This is a genomic window from Acidicapsa dinghuensis (genome assembly GCF_025685685.1).
GTDB lineage: Bacteria > Acidobacteriota > Terriglobia > Terriglobales > Acidobacteriaceae > Acidicapsa > Acidicapsa dinghuensis.
The window spans coordinates 679,509-704,280 of record NZ_JAGSYH010000004.1; the positions used below are offsets into that span (position 1 = coordinate 679,509).

The 24,772-nt window shown below is 56.6% G+C and carries 19 protein-coding genes and 1 riboswitch; of the genes, 9 read left to right on the forward strand and 10 right to left on the reverse strand.

The genetic code is table 11. The features are described from left to right. Positions 1 to 161: 161 nt before the first annotated feature. Together OHL22_RS13780 and OHL22_RS13785 are read left to right on the forward strand one after the other, a co-directional pair. The gene (locus OHL22_RS13780) at positions 162 to 509 is read left to right on the forward strand and encodes a PadR family transcriptional regulator (RefSeq protein ID WP_263338914.1); all 348 of its coding nucleotides are present in this window, start codon (positions 162 to 164) and stop codon (positions 507 to 509) included. Continuing rightward, positions 506 to 3,187, forward strand: a complete 2,682-nt coding sequence (locus OHL22_RS13785) for an ADOP family duplicated permease (RefSeq protein ID WP_263338303.1) — start codon at positions 506 to 508, stop codon at positions 3,185 to 3,187. The genes OHL22_RS13780 and OHL22_RS13785 overlap by 4 nt, the downstream gene beginning before the upstream one ends. Positions 3,188 to 3,981: 794 nt before the next feature. Here the strand turns inward: OHL22_RS13785 and OHL22_RS13790 are convergent. Then, on the reverse strand, positions 3,982 to 4,254 hold the full coding sequence (locus OHL22_RS13790) for a hypothetical protein (RefSeq protein WP_263338306.1): 273 nt from the start codon (positions 4,252 to 4,254) through the stop codon (positions 3,982 to 3,984). A 224-nt stretch (positions 4,255 to 4,478) separates the two neighbouring features. Here OHL22_RS13790 and OHL22_RS13795 point away from each other — a divergent pair, with 224 nt between their 5' ends. After that, positions 4,479 to 4,787 carry an ArsR/SmtB family transcription factor gene (locus tag OHL22_RS13795; RefSeq protein ID WP_263338309.1) on the forward strand — a complete coding sequence of 103 codons (309 nt, stop codon included), beginning with the start codon at positions 4,479 to 4,481 and terminating at the stop codon, positions 4,785 to 4,787. Next, positions 4,784 to 6,493, forward strand: a complete 1,710-nt coding sequence (locus OHL22_RS13800) for a SulP family inorganic anion transporter (protein WP_263338311.1) — start codon at positions 4,784 to 4,786, stop codon at positions 6,491 to 6,493. The genes OHL22_RS13795 and OHL22_RS13800 overlap by 4 nt, the downstream gene beginning before the upstream one ends. A gap of 178 nt (positions 6,494 to 6,671) precedes the next feature. Here the strand turns inward: OHL22_RS13800 and OHL22_RS13805 are convergent, their stop codons facing one another. Then, positions 6,672 to 7,658: a DUF3500 domain-containing protein gene (locus tag OHL22_RS13805; RefSeq protein WP_263338314.1), complete on the reverse strand. Its 987-nt coding sequence runs from the start codon at positions 7,656 to 7,658 to the stop codon at positions 6,672 to 6,674. 610 nt (positions 7,659 to 8,268) lie between these two features. On the opposite strand from OHL22_RS13805, the gene OHL22_RS13810 reads away from it, so the two are divergent. Further along, complete coding sequence (locus tag OHL22_RS13810; protein ID WP_263338317.1) at positions 8,269 to 8,613, forward strand: PadR family transcriptional regulator; 345 nt, start codon at positions 8,269 to 8,271, stop codon at positions 8,611 to 8,613. A gap of 11 nt (positions 8,614 to 8,624) precedes the next feature. Further along, positions 8,625 to 11,282 carry an ABC transporter permease gene (locus tag OHL22_RS13815; RefSeq protein WP_263338320.1) on the forward strand — a complete coding sequence of 886 codons (2,658 nt, stop codon included), beginning with the start codon at positions 8,625 to 8,627 and terminating at the stop codon, positions 11,280 to 11,282. Positions 11,283 to 11,422: 140 nt separating this feature from the next. Here OHL22_RS13815 and OHL22_RS13820 read toward each other — a convergent pair whose 3' ends face one another. The 4 genes from OHL22_RS13820 to OHL22_RS13835 form a co-directional block, all read right to left on the reverse strand. Continuing rightward, positions 11,423 to 12,499 (reverse strand): alpha/beta hydrolase, encoded by a 1,077-nt coding sequence (locus OHL22_RS13820; RefSeq protein WP_263338324.1) that lies wholly within the window; start codon positions 12,497 to 12,499, stop codon positions 11,423 to 11,425. Positions 12,500 to 12,677: 178 nt separating this feature from the next. Continuing rightward, positions 12,678 to 13,751 carry an esterase family protein gene (locus OHL22_RS13825; protein WP_263338327.1) on the reverse strand — a complete coding sequence of 358 codons (1,074 nt, stop codon included), beginning with the start codon at positions 13,749 to 13,751 and terminating at the stop codon, positions 12,678 to 12,680. Continuing rightward, on the reverse strand, positions 13,748 to 14,479 hold the full coding sequence (locus OHL22_RS13830) for a hypothetical protein (RefSeq protein ID WP_263338329.1): 732 nt from the start codon (positions 14,477 to 14,479) through the stop codon (positions 13,748 to 13,750). Before OHL22_RS13830 ends, OHL22_RS13825 begins: the two co-directional genes overlap by 4 nt. Beyond that, a complete protein-coding gene (locus tag OHL22_RS13835; protein WP_263338332.1) occupies positions 14,476 to 14,847 on the reverse strand; it encodes a PadR family transcriptional regulator in 372 nt (123 codons plus the stop codon). Before OHL22_RS13835 ends, OHL22_RS13830 begins: the two co-directional genes overlap by 4 nt. Positions 14,848 to 15,276: 429 nt before the next feature. Here OHL22_RS13835 and OHL22_RS13840 point away from each other — a divergent pair, with 429 nt between their 5' ends. Then, positions 15,277 to 16,209 (forward strand): alpha/beta fold hydrolase, encoded by a 933-nt coding sequence (locus tag OHL22_RS13840; protein WP_263338383.1) that lies wholly within the window; start codon positions 15,277 to 15,279, stop codon positions 16,207 to 16,209. 230 nt (positions 16,210 to 16,439) lie between these two features. Beyond that, complete coding sequence (locus tag OHL22_RS13845) at positions 16,440 to 17,159, forward strand: formylglycine-generating enzyme family protein (protein WP_263338386.1); 720 nt, start codon at positions 16,440 to 16,442, stop codon at positions 17,157 to 17,159. A gap of 173 nt (positions 17,160 to 17,332) precedes the next feature. On the opposite strand, the gene OHL22_RS13850 is transcribed toward OHL22_RS13845, so the two are convergent. Both OHL22_RS13850 and OHL22_RS13855 read right to left on the reverse strand, forming a co-directional pair. Next, entirely contained in the window at positions 17,333 to 18,790 is a 1,458-nt protein-coding gene (locus OHL22_RS13850) for a S41 family peptidase (protein WP_263338388.1), read from the reverse strand. After that, on the reverse strand, positions 18,783 to 19,133 hold the full coding sequence (locus OHL22_RS13855; protein ID WP_263338390.1) for a PadR family transcriptional regulator: 351 nt from the start codon (positions 19,131 to 19,133) through the stop codon (positions 18,783 to 18,785). The genes OHL22_RS13850 and OHL22_RS13855 overlap by 8 nt, the downstream gene beginning before the upstream one ends. Positions 19,134 to 19,500: 367 nt before the next feature. Beyond that, a riboswitch (Fluoride riboswitch) is annotated at positions 19,501 to 19,562 on the forward strand. Between the two features lie 347 nt (positions 19,563 to 19,909). Here OHL22_RS13855 and OHL22_RS13865 point away from each other — a divergent pair. After that, entirely contained in the window at positions 19,910 to 24,001 is a 4,092-nt protein-coding gene (locus OHL22_RS13865) for a chemotaxis protein CheB (RefSeq protein WP_377819481.1), read from the forward strand. A gap of 163 nt (positions 24,002 to 24,164) precedes the next feature. Here the strand turns inward: OHL22_RS13865 and OHL22_RS13870 are convergent, their stop codons facing one another. Both OHL22_RS13870 and OHL22_RS13875 read right to left on the reverse strand, forming a co-directional pair. Beyond that, positions 24,165 to 24,428, reverse strand: coding sequence for a hypothetical protein (locus OHL22_RS13870; protein ID WP_263338392.1), 264 nt, complete (start codon positions 24,426 to 24,428; stop codon positions 24,165 to 24,167). A gap of 92 nt (positions 24,429 to 24,520) precedes the next feature. Further along, positions 24,521 to 24,685, reverse strand: coding sequence for a DUF5996 family protein (locus tag OHL22_RS13875; RefSeq protein ID WP_317890897.1), 165 nt, complete (start codon positions 24,683 to 24,685; stop codon positions 24,521 to 24,523). Positions 24,686 to 24,772 lie beyond the last annotated feature (87 nt).

Genomic DNA, 24,772 nt, shown 5'->3' on the forward strand with positions numbered 1-24,772 from the left:
TTTCTGCCTCGCAAGTCAAGAAACGACAAACTGCCCCCAAGTTTCCAAGTCTGCATCGACTGGAGAGAGGAGCGAAGGCGGCTAGGAGCGAAAGTACACTACCTGTTGCCTTCCCACTGGAGCTATGAAATACTCTCCTGTTGGTAGACAAAATGAAGGACATGAGGCAGAGGACGGATGTTCCCCACGGAACGCTGGGACTAATGGTCTTGAAGACCCTGGACGTGCTCGGGCCGTTGAATGGGTACGCAATTGCCCGCCGAATCGAGCAGATCAGTGGGGATTTGCTAGCCGTCAATCAGGGCACTCTATATCCTGTGCTGTTAAAGCTGGAGCAGGAAGGTGCGATTGAGTCTGAGTGGGGCACATCGGAGAACAACCGTCGGGCGCGGTTTTACCGGATGTCGCGAGCCGGGCGCAAACTTCTCCAGGCTGAGACTCGAGACTGGGAGCAGACGACCGCAATGCTGGGGCGCTTCTTCGAATTGACCGCGGAGGATTTGACGTGAGAATACTGAGGCGCTTCTTGGCCCGCGCGGCCAACTTTGTCACGCAGCGAGACGATCTGCGGCTGCGGGAAGAGATGGAAGAGCACTTACGCGAGCAGGCCACGGAGTACGTTCGCGCCGGCATGCCGAGGGATGAGGCGCGTCGCCAAGCGGTGCTGAAGTTCGGAGCCGTGGAGTCAGTCCGCGAAAAGTATCACGCCGAACAGGGGCTTCCACTCCTCGAAGAGCTTGCGCGAGATATCCGCTTTGCTTCACGCCTGTTGTCCCGATCGCCTGGATTCACCATTGCTGCGGTCATTACTCTGGGCCTCGGTGTGGGCGTGAACGCATCCGTGTTTTCGCTGATCTACGCGATGGGCATCCGCTACCTGCCGGTCAAAGACTCGGCGAGCCTCGTTAGCATCTATCAGCAGTATCGCGGGCAGGTCCATGCACGCGGCGTCTACGGCTCACCGTATTACTTGTCTTATCCCGAATACGCGAATTACCGTGATCGCAATAGCACATTTTCCGGTTTGGCCGCATACGCCGAAACTGGATTCGCGCTTGGGGGTACCGATCCGCAGCCCGTATCAGGACAATTGGTTTCCTGCAATTATTTCTCTGTACTTGGTGACGAATTCAGCGTTGGACGTGGATTCAACTCAGACGATTGTCGCGCCTCGGCTGCGCCAGCTGCGATCCTAAGCTACAGATTCTGGCGAAGCCACTACGGCGAAAGTCGCAGTGTGATCGGCAATACGCTCACTCTCAACGGTCAGACCGTTACCGTCACCGGTGTGGCACCTGCCGGGTTTTCCGGGACGGAACTCCAGGTTCCGGACGTCTGGGTCCCGGTTACGGCGGCTCCTCAACTCCTGCCGATTACGTTCGGTTCGCGTGACTGGCTAGCCTTGGGCAATGTGAGCTGGCTTCAAGTCATCGGCCATCTAAAACCCGGCATTTCGCGCCGGGCCGCGCAGAGCGAACTGTCAGTGCTAGCCCGCCAAATGGATGCAATTTATCCGGGCCGGCAAACAGTCGTCATCATAAACGCGGGCTCATTTGTGAACAATCCCGAAGAGCGTGCCGACGGTCTCTGGATCGGCGTTGCAGTGTTCATGTTGGGAGCTCTGGTTCTTACGATGGCATGCACCAACCTTGCGAACCTGCTCCTTTCACGGGGTGCAAGACGTCAGCCGGAACTGGTGACTCGCCTGGCGCTCGGCGCCACCCGCCGCCGGCTGCTCACCCAACTCCTCACAGAGAATATGCTCCTGTCCGCGCTTGGCGGACTGGCCGGAGTCGCCGTTATGCTCTGGCTTACGCACGTGATCGCCCATGTACTTCCGGGAATGCCCTCCGGCCCTCTACCACTGGATCTGACACCGAACTTTGCAACGTTACTTTTTGCTCTCGTGGCAACCCTCACGGCGGCGCTTCTTTCCGGTGTAGCACCGGCGCTCCAGGCAACTGGCCCAAACTTGCTCACCGCATTGAAAGAGGGTGGAGCAGCCGCGGGACACGGTCGCCGGCGAGCGCGCCTCCGTGACCTTCTGGTCATCGCGCAGGTCGCAGGTTGTGCTTTGCTTCTGGTGCTAGCCGGACTTCTTGCCCGCGGTTTGCGTCGTACCGAGATCATCGCTCCAGGCTTTGCAACCCAGAGTGTTTATGTCCTCTCTTTCGATCTCTCCGAACGCGGCTACGACGGAACACGTGCTCTCGAATTCGAGCGTAAACTTCGTGAGCGTCTGGGAGCTTTTTCTGGGACGGGTGGGGTGGCCACCTCAACCGTGCTTCCTGGCATTAGTGCCGATCTTACCGGAGTCACGATTCCGGGCAGAGACCAACCAGAGGAGGAGGTCCTTGCCAATTACGTCTCCGCGGATTATTTCAGAACGATGGAGATCCCTATCCTCCGCGGGCACGGATTTACCGGAGAAGAGTTTCACGCTGGTGGTCCATTGCCCGCGCTCGTCAGCACCGCCATGGCGCAGCGGTTCTGGCCTGCTGAGAATCCCCTCGGCAAGGAATTCCTGGCAGGGAAGAATCGGAGGTATCAGGTTCTTGGGATTGTTCCCAACGTGAGCACGCTGCATCTGGGTCAGGAAGATGGTCCTCTCTTCTATGGGCTCATTGCCGACACCGGCGCTGCAGCGGATGCCAAAATGTTCCTCCGTGTAAACGGAGATGCTTCGAGTGCGGTTTCCGCTATTCCGGCCGTCGTTCGACAAATCGATCCCAACGTCACGGTTACGACCGAGTCTTATCAGCAGATCCTCAGCGAACAACTCCAGCCCGCGCGCCGTGGTGCCATTCTAGTGAGCGCCCTCGGCTTGCTGGCGTTGGTGCTTGCTGTTGTGGGTGTCACAGGCGTGGTTTCTTTGGCTACCAGTCAGAGGGTGCGTGAAATTTGTATCCGCATAGCCTTTGGAGCGCGGCGTCATGATGTCTTAGTGCTGCTTCTTAGCCAGGGAGTGAAGCTTGTCGCCATCGGGTTGGTTGCTGGGCTTGCCCTCGCAGCCGGATCTGCCGTTCTGCTGGCCAGTAATGGCCTGCTCTTTGGCGTCAGCCCGATCGATCCGGTAGTTTTCTTGGGCACAGCGTCTCTATTCTTCTGTTCCGCCGTGTCGTCTATGCTGTTTCCCGCATTGCGTGCTATCCGAGTTGATCCGGTCGTCGCACTGCGTTACGAATGACTTGCGCTGACCCGGTGCCAATGACACTTGGACGGGCAGACGCAGATGATCCAGCGGTGCCGAATTCAACTGTTGATATCAGGCCAAACCTCGTTTCCAGAATTGCCGCGCCTCAAAGCGCGCTTTGGCTATTATGAATCCTTCCCGTCGGTCATTTCCGCGAACCTCGTTAAGAGTAGCCTGCTCAAAAAACTCGACCAGAGACGAGTTATTTGACTAAGCAGTCAGGGAGCGCTTCCAAAGCTGTCCACCCCAAACGATGGAAACCACGTAGAGGGCGAAAGCAGCAGCCAGAACCCAGAGTCCCGACCTTGCTGTTCCGATTCCAGCTAGTCCACCGTGGCAGAGTCGGCAAGACCGGCTTTCGGCCGATTGTAAGGTGCTCTCTTGCCGCTCTTAGATTTGCCGGGAAGAGGCAGCAGAGCATGACGATCCCAGCCCAGGCTGACCATTTGGCTAGTTGCGGAATCTGCAATCCGATGGCAAGTGCAACTTCTGCCAAGCCAGTCATGGTGATCCAGACTCCTGCATTCCCGACGCCGAGCGGAACCATGCGTATCAAGTCTGGGCGCCGCGGTCCCCAATGCGCAGAGGCAGTCAGCAGGAACATGGCGCCCAATGCCGCGCGGAGCGCGTAATGCCAGTCTGCGAAATACGGAACAAAGAGACCCATAAGGAGAAATAGGAGAAAGCTGGTGACCAGGCAGATCAACGGAGCCATATGACTCATTATCGCCACAAGCTACGTTCATTCGACGGCGGTTGTCATTATCGAGCCAAACTCCTCCAACGACTCACGATAGTCCCAAAGCGGCAATTTGTGTCGCGCTCAATAACAGTTCTCCGGCAAAGACAATGGAACCGAGGCCGTCTCTCACCGGGTTGAGTGAGTACCCGGAGAGATCGAGGCTGGGCACAGCAGTTCGCAGAGCCTCCAAGAGACGGTCAACGTTCAAGAATTCTGAATGCCGCGGCTTTTCCTGATCGCCGTAAATGACTAGGTGATACGTCGGCTTCTCAAGTCCGACTTGCTGGATCACCATACGAACTGTTCGCAGCTCGTCCATCTCGGTTGGCAGACCTCCAATTCTCAAGCACAAGGTCAAGCGAGTTGGCGAAGCAAGATGCTTCGGCAAAAGGTAGCGGAAGGATATGAGGGAATCGATGAAGCGAATGTGATGTGAATCACCTCGGTTCGGACCAGAGATTCCCGAATTTGAGAAAGACGTCGAGAGTATATATTAACAATCGAATATGCTAATATAATTGAATGCCCGAGACTCTAAGACGCTTGAAAGCCGAGTTCTTCCAGGCCCTTGCTCACCCCACCCGGATCGCGATCCTCGAGCAGCTCCGAGGTGGAGAATTCGCCGCAGGAACCATCATTGAAAGGCTTGGAATGGAACAAGCCAATGTTTCTCAGCATCTTGCGGTGCTCAGGGCGAAACAAATCGTTGTCAATAGGAAGGCGGGCAATCAGGTCTTTTATTCCGTGCGGGATCCCCTGATTATTCAGGTCCTGGACCTGATGCGCGCTTACTTCCAGAAACATCTGAGCGAAGTCCTGACCATGCTCGAGGAGGTTGAAGCCTCGAAATGATCAGGAAAGAAGATTGGCTGCCTCGGTCGATTTTCTGCCTGCGTGGCTATACCGCCGAGCAGTTTACCCATGATCTAGTCGCGGGGATCACGGTTGGGCTTGTCGCGTTACCACTCGCGATGGCCTTCGGTATTGCATCAGGGGTAACGCCGCAGGCCGGCCTGTACACCGCTGTGGTCGCAGGCTTCCTGATTTCGGCATTGGGAGGCTCACGAACTCAGATCGGAGGGCCGACTGGAGCGTTTGTTGTCATCGTCGCAGGCATCATCGCGAAATTTGGCATTTCGGGCCTCTCATTGGTCACACTGATTGCTGGCGTACTCCTAGTGGTGATGGGAGCGACCGGCCTCGGAACAGCGGTCAAGTTTATCCCGAGGCCCGTGATTATCGGGTTTACCAACGGCATTGCGCTGTTGATTGCCTCGACCCAGGTCAAAGACTTTCTTGGCCTCCGCACGCCAGCGGTGCCCAGCGAATTCCTCAAGCGGATGGAGGTGCTGGTAGCGCATCTAGGCACGATCCAATGGCAGACAGTGACGCTGGCGTCTCTTTCTCTCGCGATCATCCTGCTCTGGCCACGCTGGAATAAACGCATCCCTGGATCGATCATTGCACTGTTTGTCGCGACTCTCGCGGTACCGCTACTGCATCTTCCAGTCGAGACGGTCGGCACGCGTTTCGGAGGAATTCCGCAGGGCTTTCCTCCTTTCACATTTCCGCATCTGCGTATCGAACACCTGCTTCCGCTGCTACCTTCGGCGTTCACGGTTGCAATGTTGGCTGCAGTAGAAAGCCTACTTTCTGCAGTTGTCGCTGATGGGATGAGTGGAGACAAGCACAATTCGAACGTTGAGTTGATCGCGCAAGGCGTGGCCAACCTCGTCTCACCGCTCTTCGGCGGCATTCCCGCAACCGGAGCGATCGCGCGTACTGCAACCAATATCCGGTCCGGTGCACGCACGCCGATCTCTGGGATGATCCATGCTCTTACCCTGTTGGCAATCCTGCTGGTCGCAGCGCCGCTGGCACGCTTTGTGCCACTAGCGACACTCGCCGCGGTGCTGTTCGTCGTCTCTTGGAATATGGGGGAGTGGCGGGAGATTTCGTCCATCCTCCGGCTGGCGAAGACAGACATCGCGGTGTGGCTGGTTACATTCACTTTGACTGTTGTTGCCGATCTGACTGTCGCCGTTGGAGTGGGGATGGCGCTTGCGGCGCTGCTTTACATTTATCGGATCGCCGAAACCACGACTGTCGCTCCTGTCACGGAGGAATACCTACGCGACGGACGTGTCCACATCCTGCATGACAAAGAGATTCCACCGGATGTGACGATCTTGCGCATTCATGGTCCCTTTCTGTTCGGCACGACGGAGAAGCTAGTGGAGGCTACACGAGAGCTGCGGTTTCTTCCATCGGTTGTGATTCTGAGGCTGCGGAATATGACCGCCCTCGATGCGACTGGGCTTCATGCTATCGAGACCTTCGCGGGACGTCTGCACAAATCGGGGCGTACTCTGCTGCTATGCGGGGCTCGCGAACAGCCTGCAGAATTGCTTGCCGGATCGGAGTTCGTGAATCGCGTCGGCGAGGAGAACATTCTGCCAAATGTCGAGACGGCACTGAGCCGGGCTCGTGAAATAACGGCCGCCTTTAGCGGAATCGGGCCGGAACTGGCCGCAGACCTCAAGCGAATGAAGCTCTGAAGGAACGTGGAGACATAGACGCAGGTCACTGTCCGGCCCGAGGAGCTGCTGATTCTCAACTGCGAATGCGTGACACTGAAATATCGCGAAGTCCCTCATCGCCGCCGTGAAGAACAGCACGATCCCGACCAGGGTAGCTCCTGAGCCTGCCAATGCAGTTGAAATCTCTACAATCGGGCTAAACTAGCTGCTTCGCGTAGTCGTTGCCCAAGTCGCGCATCACGGTGTGAACGTGGAGCTTGTATCCACCCTGGTTACCTTGTGGGGCATGCTCGATGAGGATGCTGGGACCATGGAGGCGGAAGTATGATTCGCCATTCATATCCGGTTCATGTGTCGTCGGTCCGCTCCACGCGAACCGTGTATCGGGCAGCAATCGTCGAATTTCTTCGAGGCGCTGTGCGGAATGGGCATCGTTGAATATGCCAACCCATTCGCTGGCCAGGCTGAACAGGATCGTTCGCTGCTTTTCAGACATAGCGGAGCCGAGCAGGCCCTCAGGAGCGAGTTTCACGTCGGGGTGGCCGGGGCCGAAGACAAGGTCGCTCACGTCATGGTCAATCGTGGCAGCTTTCAGTTGATCTGGCGTGAGCGTGGCCACCAGATCGAACGCCTTGTCGTTCTCGCGGCCCAGTCCTCGGATGGTTTTCCCGTTCTTCACAAACTTGGATGGCAAGATACCCGTATGGAGCGGAGCACAAACGGCTTTGTCTCCCACGAATGTGACGTTCAGCCCCAGGTGATGGCCGCCGAACTGCAGCATCCAAGGCGAAGACGCTACCGGCTGGCCGAAGAGCGCGACGGTGTAGGCATCGTAACCGGAGGCGTACGGTGTGCCCGCATCGTCCAGCGTCTGATCAGCAGCCATGATGTCGAGCACCTTCTGATAGCCCATCGGGCTGAGAACGACTTTCAGCAGTCCATGAGCGGCGTCCTGCTCGGTGACGGTCAGTCCGCCCATCCGGAGTCCCGGCCGTGGCACATCACTGACTGGGAAGTTTGTCCACACCGACTGTCCATACTTTTCGCCAACAAAAGCGAAGCCTCCCGGTCCGCCTGGTGCACCAGGACCGCTCGGTCCACCTGGTCCGCCGGGACCAACAGGGCCAGGACCGCCACCTGCGCCTGGACCACCCGGTCCACCTTGTCTGGTGAACTTAGCCATAATGGGCGTCTCATGGAAAGGGAATGGGTAAAGGATCCCGGCTTGACGCTCTGGTGCGAGTGTTCGCACGAAGCGCGATGCGGCAGTGCGAATCGCATCCGATTGCTCGGACGCATGGGAAGATTGCATAGCGTGCGACGAGTCTCGGCCCATCGCCCAGGACCGCAATATTAACGAGCCCCCTGCGGCAGCGGTCGAAATGAGAAACGAACGACGATTCATTGGAGCACCTTCGTGCGGAGATATTTAGGGGTATTCGTCAGCCGCTCAATACCAGACGGTGCAGGCGAGGAAGTGACGGCCTCGGGGCGTTCTTCCCGTGCCTTGATAGACGCGAATTCTCGCTCTGAGTCTTAGCCGTTACACACAGGCCCTGGCGCTCATCCAGATTCCCTCGATGAGGAGATTGGCGATGTACCACTCGCCGAGAGCTTGGTAGCGACTCAATCGCCAAAGATCACCGTTCATGAAGCCGGTGATTCGGCCATTCGCACCGCGGCTTATCTGTAAATACGAGACTGCTGGGGACCGATGTGTGGCCTTTGTGTTGCGTAACCGGGGAATAGGCTGGTTTGACAATAGTCTTTCGAATAGAGTATCAACGTGCTGCATGACGAAAGACTCTCAACACCGCGACCTGTTTCCAGGGGCCCTGGAAATAATGATCTTGCAGACGCTCCGCACCAAGCCGATGCATGGATATGCCATTGCCCAGCACATCAAGAACCTGTCCGACGATTTGCTGCAAATCGAGGAAGGTTCTCTCTATCCCGCCTTGCAGCGCATGTTGAAGGCAGGTTGGCTGGAATCCGCAATGGGCATTTCCGCCAGGGACCGGCCGGTACGAATCTTCAAGCTTACGGCGCTGGGCAGAAAACACCTGGAACAGGAGCGCTCCAGCGTTGAGAGGATGTTTGCCGGGATCAACCGAGTGCTGGCGATCAGCAAAACCTAGGAGATGTCCTCATGGACTGGCTGAATCGAATCTTCCGTCGCGATCGTCTTTACGCCGAAGTCTCTCAGTCGATTCAAGAGCACCTGGAAGAAAAGATCGAAGTCTTGATGGAGAAGGGCATGTCGCGGGAAGAGGCTTCGCGAGCGGCGCGGCTTGAATTTGGCAACGTGACGCGAATTGAAGAGCGCAGCCGTGAAGTGTGGCAATGGCCGAAACTGGAAAGCGTGTGGGCGGACCTGAGGCTTGCATTGCAACAATTCATGGCATCGCCTGCCTTCACTCTAACCGCGTTGGCCACGCTCGCATTGGGGATTGGCGCGACCACCGCTATCTTCTCCGTGGTCAACACTGTTCTTCTCAAACCGCTCGCCTATCCCGATCCGGACCGCCTCGCTCTCTTCTTTGAGACCGATGGACAGAGAGAGTTCTCGGCCGTCTCGATTCCTGAATTCCACTTTTGGCAGGAGCAGAGCAACCTGTTTCAGGATCTCTCGGCCTCAGATACGGATAGCGTTGGTTTGAACCTTGCGGGCGACCATCCCGAGGTGGTCCATGGGCTTCACGTTACGGAGAACTATTTTCATTTATTCGGAGCGCAAACAGTCCTCGGGCGGACCTTTACTACGGTAGAGGAAAATCTAAACGGCGGCCGGACAGCAGTCTTGAGTTATGACCTGTGGAAGAATCACTTTGCTTCGGATCCAAGCATCTTGGGCAAGAGCATTTCGTTGGGCGGCGACCCCTACACCGTGATCGGCGTAGCCGGCCAGCAATTTCAGACAGAACTTGGGGCGGACCTTTGGCTGCCCTTGCAGGCTGATCCCAACAGCACGGATGTTACGCCGTTTTTCAGAGTAGTGGGCAGACTGAAACCGGGTGTCACCCTTATTCAAGCGAACGCTCAGTTGAAGCTTGCGGCGGTCAACTTTCGCCGCAGATACCCAGCGGTAAATCGGCGAATGTACTTCGTCGTGCGCCCGCTGCAAGATGCCATCGTAGGCAATTCACGTTCTTCTCTGCTGCTTTTGCTTGGAGGGGTCGGTTTCGTCCTTTTGATTGCTTGTGCGAATCTGGCCAGTTTGCAATTGATTCGCGCCTCAGGCCGCAAGCGCGAGTTCGCCATCCGCGCCTCGCTGGGAGCGTCGCAAGGGAGAATCGTCCGTCAGTTGCTGACGGAGAGCGTGCTGCTTTCGCTGATCGGCGGCTTGCTGGGGCTCGGGCTAGGCGAACTGGCCGTGCGTCTGCTCCTGACGGTTAGTTCGGGAGATATACCTCGCCTGGGCGTCAACGGCTCAGCGGTCGGGCTGGATTGGCGTGTACTCGCCTTTACCTTGACTCTGTCTGTGCTCACAGGTCTGGCCTTCGGTCTGGCTCCCGCGCGCGGTGCATCTAACTTCGATCTAAGCACCGCCTTGAAAGAGAGCGGCCGGGCCGCGGGAACTGGTTTTCATCAGCAACGAGCCAGAGCGTTGCTCGTAGTCGGTGAGGCAGCGCTGGCGGTTGTGCTTACAGTATGCGCTGCGCTGTTTATCCGAACATTCATCGCGCTCCAGTCCGTCAATCCGGGGTTCAGTTCGCACAACGTCCTTACAATGCAAATGGCGCTGACCGGGCCACGCTTTCACCAGACCGCTCCCGTGGCGCAGCTGGTGCGCGAAGCTCGCCAACGGATAAACGCACTCCCCGGGGTAATGAACTCCGCTACGACCGCTTCTCTACCCTTGCAAGCAGTGCATCGGATTCCGGTAGATGTCCTGGGACGGCCGGCAGGAAGCGCGCCGAATACAGGCTCTACCCAGTGGCTCGCTGTTTCGCCCGGATACCTTTCGGTCTTCGAGATACCGCTTCTTCGCGGAAGAGATTTCAACCAGAACGACAGCGGAACATCGCCTCCAGTCGTGATCATTAACCAAACGATGGGCAAGATGTTTTGGCCCAGGCAGAATCCGCTGGGCCAGCAGATCCTATTGGGAAAAGGAATGCCGCCGATGTTCGCCGATCGGCCGCGTGAGGTGGTCGGAATCGTGGGAGATGTTTTGACCGATGGGCTAGACGCGACTGTTCAGCCGATGGCGATCGTTCCGCAGGCACAGGTTCCGGACGGCATAACGGACATCAGCGATCGCATGGAACCCATCCACTGGGTGTTGCGCACGAGCGTCGAGCCGCAGCAGCTCAACGCAAGTGTCAAAGAGCAGTTGCTCGAGGCTAGCGGAGGTATTCCAACCTCGGAAACTCGCACCATGCGGGACATCGTATCCCGCTCGATCGCACTGCAGAATTTCGACATGCAATTGCTCTCCATCTTTAGCGTATCGGCATTGCTTTTGGCAGCGGTCGGCATTTACGGGCTGATGGCCTACTCCGTCCAACAGCGAGCGCAGGAGATCGGTGTCAGAATGGCGCTCGGAGCGGATCGCGAAAAAATCCGAAATATGGTGATCTGGCAAGGGATGCGTTTGGCGCTTGCTGGAGCAGTCATTGGAGTGGGTGCGGCGTTGACTATTACCCACCTGATAGCGACCTTTTTGTTCGGGGTGAAGAGTTGGGATCCGGCTGTATTTCTGACGGTGCCAATGCTTCTGAGCTGCGTCGCGCTGATCGCGGTTTGGGTACCAGCACATCGTGGGTCGCGAATGGATCCGATGCAGACTCTGCGTGCCGAATGATAGTGACACGGGGCAATTCTTGGCGGAGCCTCTTCGGGACGGCATTTTCATGGTCGGACTGGATGTCTACGCGAGTTCGCTTATAGTGAAGCGCCGATCCAGCAGCGAGTCGCTGCCGGAGGACGATCTAGCTATCTTGTTCAGGTCGAAAATGCTCGCCGAATTGCTCCGTCCCGCGCCTCGCGAAAGATCATCGACACCTCGGCCTCTGGGACGAAGGCTTCGAAGCCATGATATGCGCCAGGTGCCACGTACAACTCGGTTGGAACGCCTGCGTCCAACAACCTCCGTGCATACTCCATGTCTTCCTCAACGAAGAGATCAAGAGAGCCGACCCCAATGAAGGTAGGAGGTAGTCCCCGAAGATCGACCACACGTGCTGGGACTGAGCCGGAGGGCGCGGTGTCCCCTCCTGCGGGTTGTCCCAGCATCGAACTCCAACCGAGGCGGTTGTCTTCTGGGCGCCAAACGAATGCACCTATATGGTGAGGAACGGGACGAGATGTGCCTGTGCGATCATCGAGCATCGGGTAAGTCAGAATTTGAGCGCGTAGACGCACCTCTCCACGGTCGCGAGCCGCGATCGCCAGTATCGCCGCATGACCTCCTCCGGCACTCTCTCCGGCCACGATGATTCGGTCAGGATCGACACCGAGTTCTGCGGCGTGGCGGTGAAGCCACAACAGGGCGGCGTAGTTGTCATTAAGAGGACCAGGAAAAGGCGTCTCCGGTGCAAGCCGATAGTCGACGCTCATCGCCACGCATCCGAACCGAGTCGCGGCTTTCTGCATGTTGGGAACAGCATCGCCTGCATGACCAATTATGTAGCCGCCTCCGTGGAGGTGCAACATCGCAGGCTTCCGTTTTCCTGGTGCCGCACCAACGATAAAGACGCGCACATCGGGCTGTCCCGGAAGTCCGGATACCGTCCGGTCTTCAACAGGAGGCGACGGGCTGAAAGCATATTTTTCCTGCGCTTCTGCGGATTCGGTGCGATAACTCGCGAGAGTTCGAACCGGATGCGGCTCCTTCGCGGCTGCCGCAATAAATGGCTGTAAGAACGGTAAGAGTTCCGGATCCACTAGAGAGGCAGGATCGATCGCTTCGGACTCCTTTCCACCGGCTTGCGAAGGGCCAGGTTGCGCCGCCGTGTCCAACGGCAACATAAGCGCGAGCGTAGTGCCGCAAGCTGCGATACCAAAGTCCCGACGGCTCATCGTCATCTTTTCGTTTTGACACCGAGTATCCATTATGGCGATCCCTTTTTCATTCATTGTTCTACGCAATGGAAGTTCTCAGCCAAGTCGCCATCACCAGTTCCCTTGTATCGGGCTACCGCCGGATGCGAGCCTGAATCGATATGGGCTGAGTGGGGTTTTCTTTGCGGAGAAATTCTTAGAAGTCGAGATGATTGCGGAAGAAGGGCAAAACTTCGTTGTAGACACGGCTATCAGCGCCGTCCCAGTAGGGATCGCCGCCCGATGTGCCGTTCATCCACGTGCCGTTGAACTCTTCCGCTTCGTGCGGAATGCCGAACTCATTGAGCTTGTAGGTAAGAGCCTCGTTAGCGAAGACATGGTCCCATATGCCGTCGCTGCGGGGCCAGTCAATTTTCAGGCCGTGGAGAGATTTGAGATTGTCGGCGTATTTTGGGATAAGGGATTCAATGAACAAGTTATCGCGCAGACGGGCCATCTGTGCGGAGTCGATGACGAGCTTGCCGTTGATGAGATGCGCGGGCGGATCGAAATAGAGCGGCGCTTTGGCGGGGTTGGGCAGATGCGCCTGAAACATGCTGGCAAAGATGGGCGTGAAGCCGTCGCTGTTCAGGTCGCTGAGCGATTTTGCGTTAGCGATGGCGGACCAGTTAGGGCGCGAAACGAGCATTTGTACGCCGGAACCGGTGCCGACGGGATGCATGGCGTAGACGACGCTGAATATGTCGGGATACGCCATGCCGAAGCGAAGTGCGCCGTAGCCACCGATATAGTCGCCGAGCAGGGCGCGCGAATTGCGCGTGGCGAGAGTGCGGAAGTTGGCGTCGATGTAGGGCACGAGGTCGCGGATGTAAAAGTCTTGCCAGTTGCCGGTGACGGGCGAGTTGACGTACCAGGTGCTGCCGAAGGGCGTCCGCATGTCTACGGAGACGAGAATGAATTTGCCGATCTGATTGGCGGCAATGGCGCGGTCGAAGAGTTCGGCGGCGTGGTGCTGATCGAAGATATCGTGATGACCGCCAAAGGGGTTCGGCAAAAAATAGATGACCGGATAACGCTGCGTGGAGGTGTTGTATCCGGGCGGCAGATAGATGGTGAGCTTGCGCGTGGGATCGACTCCGATGAGATTGTGGGTGAGATTCTCCGAGTGAATTTCCCGGTCCACGAGAGTGCCGGAGTCTGCAGCGAAGGACGAAACGGCGAGCAAGAAAAAAGCCGCGGCGATTGCAAATAGGCGAGGAGCGCGAATCATAGCGAGTAGGCTTCTTTGTTATGGCGAATCGAGGGAAGTGTCAGCCATACGAGATACCAGCATGGCCAGAGCAGGATGAGAGTCAACAAGATAAAGGTTGGCCCGTGCTGGATTTTCGTCATGAGAATCAACTGCACGCAGTAGGGAATGATCAACAGCAGCGCCGGCCAGGGGCGTGGGCGCAGGCGACGCAGCCCGGCGCGTATGCCGAAAGCCATCAACGGCAGATAAAGAAACAGGACGAATGGCGAGAGCTGGATGATGTGATCACCCACGCGAGTCTCTACGTGGAACAATCTGAAACAGTGAATCGAGGGGCCAACAAGTACCAGCATGCTGCCCCAAACTGTTCTGCGTGAAATTCGAGCTGCAGCAAACCCCGCAGACCATGCAGCCGCAGAAAGCCGCAGAAGAGAGAACGTGAAGTCCGTCAGGTGTTGGGACGCATAATGCCAGGAAGCAGGTGCGCGGTACCATTGCATTGCGCCCAGGGCGACATCCAGAGAATTGCTCATGAGCAACCATGTTGTGGTCGCAGCAAGACCAATCGCAGCAAGCCACGGCTGCCACGATAGCCAGCAGAGCATCTGACGACGGAGTGCGAAGCCAATGATTGCGAACAGCGAAGACACGAGGGATGCGCTGGATTCAGCAAGGTCGCCGAGGATGACTTCGCGGTCGCAGGGTGGGAGCAGAACCGCGACGAGATCGAGAATCGCGCGGTTCATACTTTTGCTCCAGGCCGATGCGAGGCCCAGGCCGCCCCGACGCTGATCTTCGTAATGGCCTCGTAAAACTGTTTGGCGGCGCGGGTGCCTTCTGGCGTGACGCGCACCATGCGTTTGGAGCGGCCTCCGCGTTGCGGTGTGGCATCGCCCATCCAGGTTTTGAGCAGGCCCTTGGCTTCCAGCCGTTCAATGGTCGTGTAGAGTGCCCCAATGGAGCATCGGCGCCCCGTCTTCTGCTCGATCTGCAGTCGGATGGCAGCGCCGTAGGCGTCTTCATCGAGCGTGGCGGCAACTGTAAGGATGAGGTATTCGAATTCTCCAAGCATAATAAGAACTACATTGTGGTTGTAATCGGCCGCACTTGTCAAATCAGGCTCGATAGAAGCACTTCCGAGAAGGTCCAGAAACGAGACGGACAGTCTGCCGAGCCGATCTGTAATGAGTAACTTGCAATGCCCCTGCTACTAAGGCGAAAGCTGATTTCCTAGAAAGAATCGTCGACAACTTCAACATCACGTGGCGACAACAGGCGAACGCACGTTTGCAGACCGAGATTGCCTGGAAATGCGCCTTGGCGATAATGAACTCATCGGCGTTCTGTCCAATTGCGAACGGTGGCGCACGGAGTCGTGCGCAGAACTGCAGCGAATAGCTAGCGCGAGACGTTCCTTTCAAAGAGATAGGACAGCGTGCTTCGGCAGTTGGATTGCTGGACAACTGATGAGGCCATGTGAGAGAGCCATCTAGGGTCGGTCCCGCTGCGCTTCGTTAAACCTCGCCTCCTGGGAGCGTGCAAATTGAAGTCGTTCAGAAACTGGATCTTGATCGTCGCCGCCTTGTGTTTTGTCGGAGCTGTTCAAGCCCAAATCGATTCCAGTCCTCACAAGGTTCATTATGTCCGCGTGGAAAAGAACGTTAAGTTGGAAGTTCTCGATTGGGGAGGCGCGGGACAACCGCTCATTCTTCTCCCGGGCTTAGGCGACACCGCGCACGTCTTCGACAGCTTCGCACTTAAGCTCACGCTCAGGTATCACGTTTTCGGAATCACTCCCCGTGGTTTTGGTACATCGAGCGCGCCGCCACCAGAACCTCTAAACTATTCTGCCGATCGGCTTGGAGACGACGTTGTCGCGGTAATCGACACTCTGAGGCTTGATCGTCCAATCCTTGCTGGACATTCCGTTGCTGGTGAGGTGCTGAGCTCGGTCGGAACCCGTCATCCGGACAAGGTTTCAGCTCTGATATACATCGATGCCGGGTATCCATACGCACTTTACGATGAGACACACGGAGATCTGGTCCTTGACAGCATAGCGCTACGAACGCAACTGGTCGGATTGCATATTGGCACGCTTCCGAGGGAGCCCCAAGAGGTTGACGACCTGCTCAAAGAGGTTCAAAAGGTCGAAAGCGACCTTCAACAGCGAAAGGACGACCTTGCTCAACTCTCCAAACCTAATCCTATAGACAATCCCGTCAGCGTCGCTGTTCTCGATGGGCAGCGAGAGTACACCCGAATTCAGGTTCCCGTGCTTGCGATCTTCAACGTCCCCCATTCGCCCCCATTCAGACGCACCATGGAAGATCAGGTGAAGGCCTTCGAAACTCAAGTTCCTCATGCGCAGATTATTCGAATCGCTGACGCAGACCACTACATTTTTCGAAGCAACGAAGCTGATGTTGTGCGAGATATAGAGGTCTTCGTCAAGAGCCAGCGGAACACGAAGTGAGTCTGGCCTTAGTCATCCGGGATGTCAACCGTCGATAACAACAGCCGAGTCACTCATCCATATTCTGTCGATGAGCGAATTGGCGATGAGGCGTAAGTTGTATTATGACCTATCCTGGGAGCTGCCAAACGCGCCGTGTGCTCGAAGGCGGAGACTGCCTCCCTGTTTCACCAACGCGCGGGAGGGTACATCGCAATGTGGTTTTTGAGTTTAAGAGGGGGCTCTGCATATTGGGCCTAGCGGTGATTGAGGCGGTTTGTATCGCTGCTCTTCCCGAAACACCCGACGGCTCTTCCAAGATCAAGTTCCGCGACGGCCTGACGTATCAATGGATACCGCCCGGCAGCTACTACACGGGCTGTCTGCCCGGTGATGTGGATTGCTATGGTCTCGAACGACACCGCGAGAAGGTCTCAATCGGCCAAGGTTTCTGGATCGGCCGCACCGAGGTGACCCAGGCGGCATATATGCAGGTCATGCATGCCGACCCCTCGCGTTACAAGGGCGCCAAGCGCCCAGTCGACAGCGTCGGGTGGCAGGATGCGTCAACCTACTGCAGCCGGATCGGTATGCGGCTGCCGACAGAGTACGAGTGGGAATGGGCTGCCTACGGAGGAACTCCAGAACTGCCCAAACAACCGTTGGGGACCTATGCGTGGTACGACGCGAACAGCAGCGACAGCACCCATCCCGTAGCGACAAAGCTGCCAAATGGATACGGATTGTACGACATGTTAGGAAATGTTTGGGAATGGGTGCAGGGCGCCGGTAGAGGGCCCGGCGAGCACATCCTCAAAGGCGGATCGTTTTATAACATCTCGCGGGATGTGCGAGTGTCGGGTCGGATGAGCGCGCCGCCCGATCTTCGCCACCGCGATCTAGGCTTCCGTTGCGCCTCGTCTTCAATTCCTGCCGAGACATTTCCGACCGGAAATTCGACGCGCCCGTGATGACACTGCTCCAGAACCTGCGCGGGTGAGAGTGTGCCTGCCTCAGTGGATGATTACAGGCCAAACCACGTTTCCAGAACAGCTGCGGTCTGGAAACGTGACTCGGCGATTTGTCGTCCGCAAAGATAGGCCACCGTGGCCGTGCTTCATTTTGTAGAAGGGATTGAACGACCCTATTGTTCTTCTTGACTCGCATTGTTTTGCAACAGCTTCTCCGCTGTCTCCAGTGCGTCAGCGGCGCTGACCTTCACATCCGGCTCAACGCCGGTGCCTTCCCAATCCGGTCTTCCATACGGGTTGACCGGCTTCGTCTCCGGGATACCCATCCCAAAATGATCGTCGAGACGGAAGAAGTTGCCGATATGTGCACTGCCGTGCGTTGTCTCGCCGACCAGCGTTGCGCGCTTCAGCATCTTCAGGTTGTAACAGAACTGCTCAGCGCCGGATATCGTTCTTCCCGAGGTCAGTATGTAGACCGGTTTGTCTGCAAATCGGCTTCCTGGAACAGGAGATTGCGTCCGCGATGGCCCGCTCGTATCGCTCCGCGGATCGTACCAATCAACCGGGTGATTGAAGAGATAAGACGCGAGGAGTGAAACCATCTCGGGATAGCCGCCCCCGTTATCGCGCAGATCGAAGATGATCGCATCTACGTTATTCAAACGCGCCATCGCGGCTACCGCCGTTGATTCACAGACGGAAGTGTCCGGAAACGAGTTGAGTTTGAGATAACCGATGTTGTTCGGCAATATCTCAATCTTCTCGAACGTGCAGTTGTTCTGCCGTAGTGCTTCATGGTAGCGCTCGATGGCTCCGGGCGGAGGTGCGGGTGGTCCGGCCGGAAACGGCTCCGCGCTCCAGGTGACCATCAGGTGCGGATCTTTGCCTACCTCTCGCATCTGCTTCGTCAGCAGGTCCGCAAAGGCGGAGCCGTCCGTGGTGGAGTTGTCATCGCCATTTTTCTCATGGGAAAGCAGGGCCGCTGCCATCCTCTGTGCCGCGCCTCGATCGAAGTAGTGCTCTTTGAGATTGTTTGCGGCCGCCTCGACGACGCGGTCGCGTTCCGCAGCGTCAAGCTTCGTCTCTGCAGGCGCGACCAGAAAGAGTGCCTCGATCAGTTGCGGTTTTGAGCGAGGTTGGGGCTCTCCTGGAACACCGGCCATTCGAGCCTGATCCGGGTCGTCGTCGGAGCCAAGTAGCGGGGGCTTTCCCGTCAAAAGTGAATTCAATCGGCGCGATGCGACTGCACTGTGCGTTTCTGCAAGCAACGGCCTGTATGCGTCAGTGCGGCCGATCAGCACAGATAATCCGCTCAACCCGGCTAAAGCCAGGGCGCCTCCGAAAAGGATTGCGCTCGGTCGCAGGGGGGCGTCTTCCAGAACATCGAACGAAGGTGACCCGCAAACTTTCTGTGCCGATCCGTGGACGAGCGCCCGCCGGCTGCAACGGTGTGTTCGCGGAACTGACGATACAAGATCGAACAGCACATCGAGCCAGAGCTGCAACTGCAACCAGAATCCTCGTTCATCTTCGAGGCGTTCGCGGAAGAGCTCCATCGCAGCATCGCCGTAGGCTTCGCGGAACGAAGCTGGATAGAGACGCAGCAGGCAGGCGTATATCCTCTCAGACATATTCGCCTCCGAGAATCTTCCTGGCTCGTGCTACGCGAAGCAAGTCGGCCAGCCTCTCAGCTTCAGAGCGTGCGAGCTTTCGACCGGACGAAGTGATGCGATAAAAACGGCGCCGCTCATCGCCACCCCGCGCAGACCTGCTCCGAATCACTTCTTCAATCAGGCCATCTTCCAGCAGTGCCTGGATGGAGCTGTAAAGCGTTCCGGGCCCCAGCCTCATGCGACCGTTCGTTTGTCCCTCCACCTTTCGCATAATTCCGTAGCCGTGGAGGTCTTCATCGGCGAGCGAAAGCAGAATCTGAAACGCGGCCGAGGGCAGAGGGTCGAGTTTTCGCTTTGGCATGCTCTGCTCGATGATCGATATATCGATGATCGAGCATAGCGAATTGTAAAACACCTGTCAATCTCGATTTCAGCCTGCGGCGAAGGTTCATCCTGAGACTTAACGGTGCTCCGATACCGAGCAAAGATCGCAGGAGCTTAAATCCTTTTGATGAGCGCTAATTGATATTGGGCGATATCGAAACCACTGATACGTTGATCAATCGATGTTCCGGAACTTTGGTTGGGAGCGCACATCGCAGTGACGCCGTCGCTTACGAGACTCAATCACTCCTGAGCGAGCAAGCTTGTGATTTGCTGTCCTTCACCAGGCCCGTAGAGGTTGTGTCTTGACAAGTAAGGCTTTATGAATCAAGCTTATAGTTCCAATTCGCGTGGGTGATGGTGTCCACCTTTAACCGCCTTCCAGGCTGATGACTCCTACCGCTGGAGGAGTCTTGTGAGTATCAAACGCCTCGAAACGCTCCCGCAATCCGCCCTTGTCAGTTCCGCACATCCCCGATTGAACCAATCTCACGGCAGGGGAGTGCCGTGATCCCATCAGCCCTTGTCTGCCAAGTCTGTCAGTTTCCATCCGTTCTCCTTTCGGCCCCCTGCCCCCAGGGATTCTGTACGATATCCTCAGGCCAATCAGTCTCTTCGGCATAGGGATTCAGAACTTCGCGCGCTGCAAGATACAGCGAGAGAAGCAGGAGCAAAGCGAAGATGAAATCCCGTCCGTCCAAAACCCCAGCCTCCGCGCTCCCCCCGCGCAAGCGGAAAGAAACCGCCAAGGTGATGAATCTTTTTCCTGTAGTCGCCGTGGGAGCTTCAGCGGGGGGCCTCGAAGCATACAAAGAATTTTTCCATGCACTGCCGTCCGACACCGGGATGGCGTTCGTGCTGATCCAGCACCTGGACCCGAGCCACGAAAGCATGTTGACGGAAATCATAGCGAAGGCTACGACGATGCCAGTCGAGGAGGTCCGATCGGGTGCTTCCATCCGTTCCAACCACGTTTATGTCATTCCGCCCAATTCCCTGATGGCGTTGTCAGACGGCGTCTTTCAACTGTCGCCGCGGCGCAAAGCGGCGGGGCAGCATCTCGCGGTTAACTTCTTCATGAGGTCTCTCGCCGAGGAGCGAAAAGGGAGCGCCATTGGGATCATTCTTTCGGGCACAGGCGCCGATGGCACTGCGGGCTTGGAGAACATCAAGGCGGAAGGGGGCATCACTTTCGCCCAGGACCCGGCCACTGCGAAATATGATGGAATGCCGCGAAGCGCCATCGATTCCGGATGCGCCGATTTCATTCTTGCGCCAAGAGACATAGCGACAGAGTTGCGGCGTATCCAGCACCATCCCTACGTGCGTGCGGAAAAACAAGATGTTGAGGATCTAAGCGCAGAGAAGCCTGCTGTTGAAGAGTCAGCTAAAGAGGAACAAGGCAGAGAACTGGATGAATCCGTAGCTCCGTCTTCTCACGCGAGAGATTTCAGCGCGGTCCTTGCTCAACTCCGTAAGGCAAGCGGCGTCGACTTCAGCCAATACAAACCGAACACGATTCACCGCCGAGCCTTGCGTCGCATGCTGCTGCTCAAGATCGACTCACTTCGAGACTACGCCGACTATCTGAAGGAGCACGCTGAAGAAGGTCAGAAGCTGTACGACGACTTGCTCATCCCCGTGACCAGCTTCTTCCGCGACTTTGAGGCTTTCGAGACTTTGAAAACTCAGGTCTTTCCAGCCATCGTGAAGGACAAGGGCAACAAGGGCGTGATCCGGATATGGGCGCCGGGATGCTCGACGGGCGAGGAGACCTATTCGTTGGCCATGATCCTGCTGGAGTGCCTGGGTGACCGAGCCTCCAGTTTCCAGGTGCAGATCTTCGGCACCGACCTCAACGATAAAAGCATTCAAAAGGCGCGCGCCGGCGTCTACCGGGAAAGCATCGCAGACGAGATCTCGCCGGGGCGCATCGCGCGCTTCTTCGTCAAGGTGGAGGGTGGATACCGCGTCAACAAAGCAGTGCGCGATATGTGCGTTTTTGCCCGGCAAAACTTGGCGAACGATCCACCCTTCTCGCAGATGAACCTTGTCGCTTGCCGCAACCTGCTCATCTACATCCAGCCGGCTTTGCAGAAGAAGATTATTCCCATCCTGCATTATGCGTTGAAGCCTTCTGGGTTTCTTATATTGGGTAGCTCGGAAAGCGTCTCCGCATTCCCCGAGCTGTTCTCCACGGTGGACAAGAAGCACAAGATTTATGCCAAGAAGCCCATCGCATCACGGCTACACTACGACTTTGTCCAGAGCTATTATCCCCTGCAAAGTGGGATCAGTATCCCCGGCAAGGTGCGCGACGTCCAGCCGAGCGACAAGGATGAAGTGGATATACAGGCCGAGGCCGACCGCATAGTATTGCGGGAACACGCTCCTGTCGGCGTGGTAATTAACCGCGATATGGAAGTTGTCCAGTTCCGCGGCCAAACAGCGCCGTATCTTGCGCCTCCGCCGGGCAGACCCAGCGTGAATGTTTTGAAACTGGCGCGGAATGGCCTGGCTATTGAGCTGCGCGCCTTGATTCTCAGTGCGAAGAAAAAGGGTGGAATCGCCAGAAAAAGCGGCATCGCGTTCTTCGAGAGCGGACAGAAGCGGATGCTGAACCTCTCGATAACGCCGCTAGGAGAGAAGAGACCGACAGAGAACGAGTCCCGGGAGAAGCACTTTTTCCTGGTTCTGTTCGATGATGTCACCTCGCAATGGACCCAGGCCCTCGATGCCACTTCTGAACGCAAAACCAAAGGCCGCAGAGAGAATGATCAGGAATCCAAACGACTGAACCAGGAGCTTGCTGGTACGCGCGATGCCCTGCGCTCCGCGATTGAATCCGAAGACTCGCTAAAAGAGGAATTTCAGTCTGCTAACGAGGAGATTCTCTCCGCGAATGAGGAGTTGCAGAGCACGAACGAGGAGTTGGAAACCTCGAAGGAAGAACTGCAATCGGCCAACGAGGAACTGGGTACGCTGAATGCTGAGCTCCATAACAAGAACAACGAGCTGCACGACTTGAACAACGACATTTCGAACCTTCTGAACAGCACGCGGATTCCGGTCGTCATGCTCGATCGACAGCTTCACATACGACGGATCACGCCGGCGGAGTCCAACCTGTTCAGGACACGTCCTGCCGATCTCGGAAGACCATTTGCCGATATCAAGCTCAATATCGAAGCATCCGACATGACATCTCACGATCTCGAACTGCAGATTGCAAAAGTCTTGGACCTTCTGCAGCCGATCGAGCGCGAAGTGCGGGACCTCGAAGGCCACTGGCACGGATTGAGCATCCTGCCCTACCGGACGCAGGACAACAAGATCGATGGCGTGGTGTTGGCGGTGCAGGACATCCACGCAATCAAATCTGCCAACCAACAACTGGCGAAATCTGCGGCATTCTTCCATGGCATCATCGACACGGTGCGGGAGCCACTGCTGGTCCTCGACCACGGGCAGAGAGTGGTTGCGGTGAATGAATCTTTTCTGAGCACCTTCGAGGTTTCATTAGAGCAGACCGTCAACAGGATGCTCTATGAGCTTGGCAACGGCCAATGGAATATCCCGGAGCTACGCAAGTTGCTGGACCGAGTATTGCCCAAAAGGGAAATCGTAACGGACTTTGAAGTGAACCACGACTTTGAAAGCATCGGCCACAGGAAGATGCTTCTGAACGCGCGACGACTCGTCCAATTAGACCAATCGCAGCCGATGATTTTGCTGGCCATCGAGGACATCACTGAACGCAAGAACACAGAGATGGACCTCGCAAGGCTGGCTGCCATCGTCGAATGCTCAGACGACGCTATCATTGGCAAGAACCTTGATGGAATTATCCAGACTTGGAATCGCGGTGCGGAACTGCTTTTCGGATATAAAGAGAAGGAAGCCATCGGGCAGCCCATCACGATGTTGATGCCGCGAGATCGGGTCGACGAGGAAGCAGCTATTCTGAAACGCATCCGTCGCGGGGAGCATATCACTCACTACGAATCGGTCCGTCGGCACAAGGACGGGAGGTTGCTTGACGTCTCCTTAACTATTTCACCGCTCATGGATGCGCACGGTCAGATAGTGGGTGCATCGAAAATCGCACGTGACATCAGCGCGCGCAAGATGGCGGAAGCTGCTTTGATCAAATCGGAAAAGCTGGCTGCTGCGGGGCGGCTGGCGGCCACACTGGCTCATGAAATAAATAACCCACTTCAAGCCGTGACGAATTTGGTAAGCATGCTGGCGCAAACTCCCGGGTTGGATGCACAGGGTCAGGCACATGCGGCGATGGCGGAGAGCGAACTGCGCCGGGTGAGCCATCTTACTCAACAGTCTCTGAGCTTTTACAGAGAGTCGGTCTCCCCAACCAACGTTGATCTAGGAGAATTGATCGACAACGTCCTGGGCATTTATCGCAAGCGAATTGATGCCAAGGGGATCAATGTCACAAGGAGATACCAAGTGGGCAGTACGACGATCAAGACCTATCCAGGCGAGATTCGCCAGGTACTCTCGACGCTGCTCCTGAATGCAATAGAGGCCGTCGAAGAAGGGGGCGCCATCGCTGTCCGGGCTCGTAAAGCCGCCCATTGGCAAAAGCGATCGCTTCGGGGTGTTAGGGTGACCATCGCCGACAACGGAATGGGCATTCCTGCGCAGAATATACTTCGCATCTTTGAACCATTCTTTACCACAAAAGGTGAGAATGGAACCGGGCTGGGTCTCTGGGTGGCGAGCGGGATTGTAGACCGTTCGGGTGGTTCGATTCTGATCCGGAGCAGCGTGCGTGCTGGAAGGCACGGAACTTGTTTTTCGATCTTTTTGCCCACAAAATCTTGACGAGAGTTCGTAAACCTAACGCGGGCGACGAAGGACTGTACCGTCTGGTCCGTTGAATGAGAGGAATTCGGCGGTCCTTCTCAATTGACGCGCACAGTTCTTATCGTGTTTCCAGACCGAACGCCCAGTCGTTTTTGGTTCCGATCTGACGAACCATGTCAGGTCAAATAACTCTTCTGTAGGCGCCGGCAATCTTGTCGCTTGCCAATTTGACCGCAGCCACTACTGCGTCACCTGCAGCCAGAGTGTGTACGAGCGCAGATTTCCTTCGCGCGACGCTTTTCTCGATCGGGACAGCCTCAATATCACCGCCGAAAATGGTGTGCGCATCCTCCATCCGGTCGATCGCCGAGTTCAGCTCCGCAACAACTGCATCGGCTTCATCCGCGAATACGACGATTTCGACGTTGATTTTCCGGTAATCCATGCGATGCTCCTTGCCCGATTCTACTCCGCTCACGAACTCTCCCGGCTCCAGTCGACGCGTCCCAAGACTGCAAGAGTCTCATTTCGAATCGCCTAGGAGACAACTGCTGTTGTTGCGACCTCAAGAGCAAGCCGGTCCCAGCGCCCACAATTTGCTGCTGCATCATTGGTGCTCTCAAGGAACTCAAGCAGAGTTGAATCAGGATCGGCAGAGAGACGCCTCACTTCATAGGGCACAAACTCACCCATCTTGTTCATTCACGTAAACGGATGTCCGAAATCGAACGCCGGTCGCTTGTCGCTCCATCATTCTGTCTGCCCAATGCAAGTTCTCAACTGGCACTG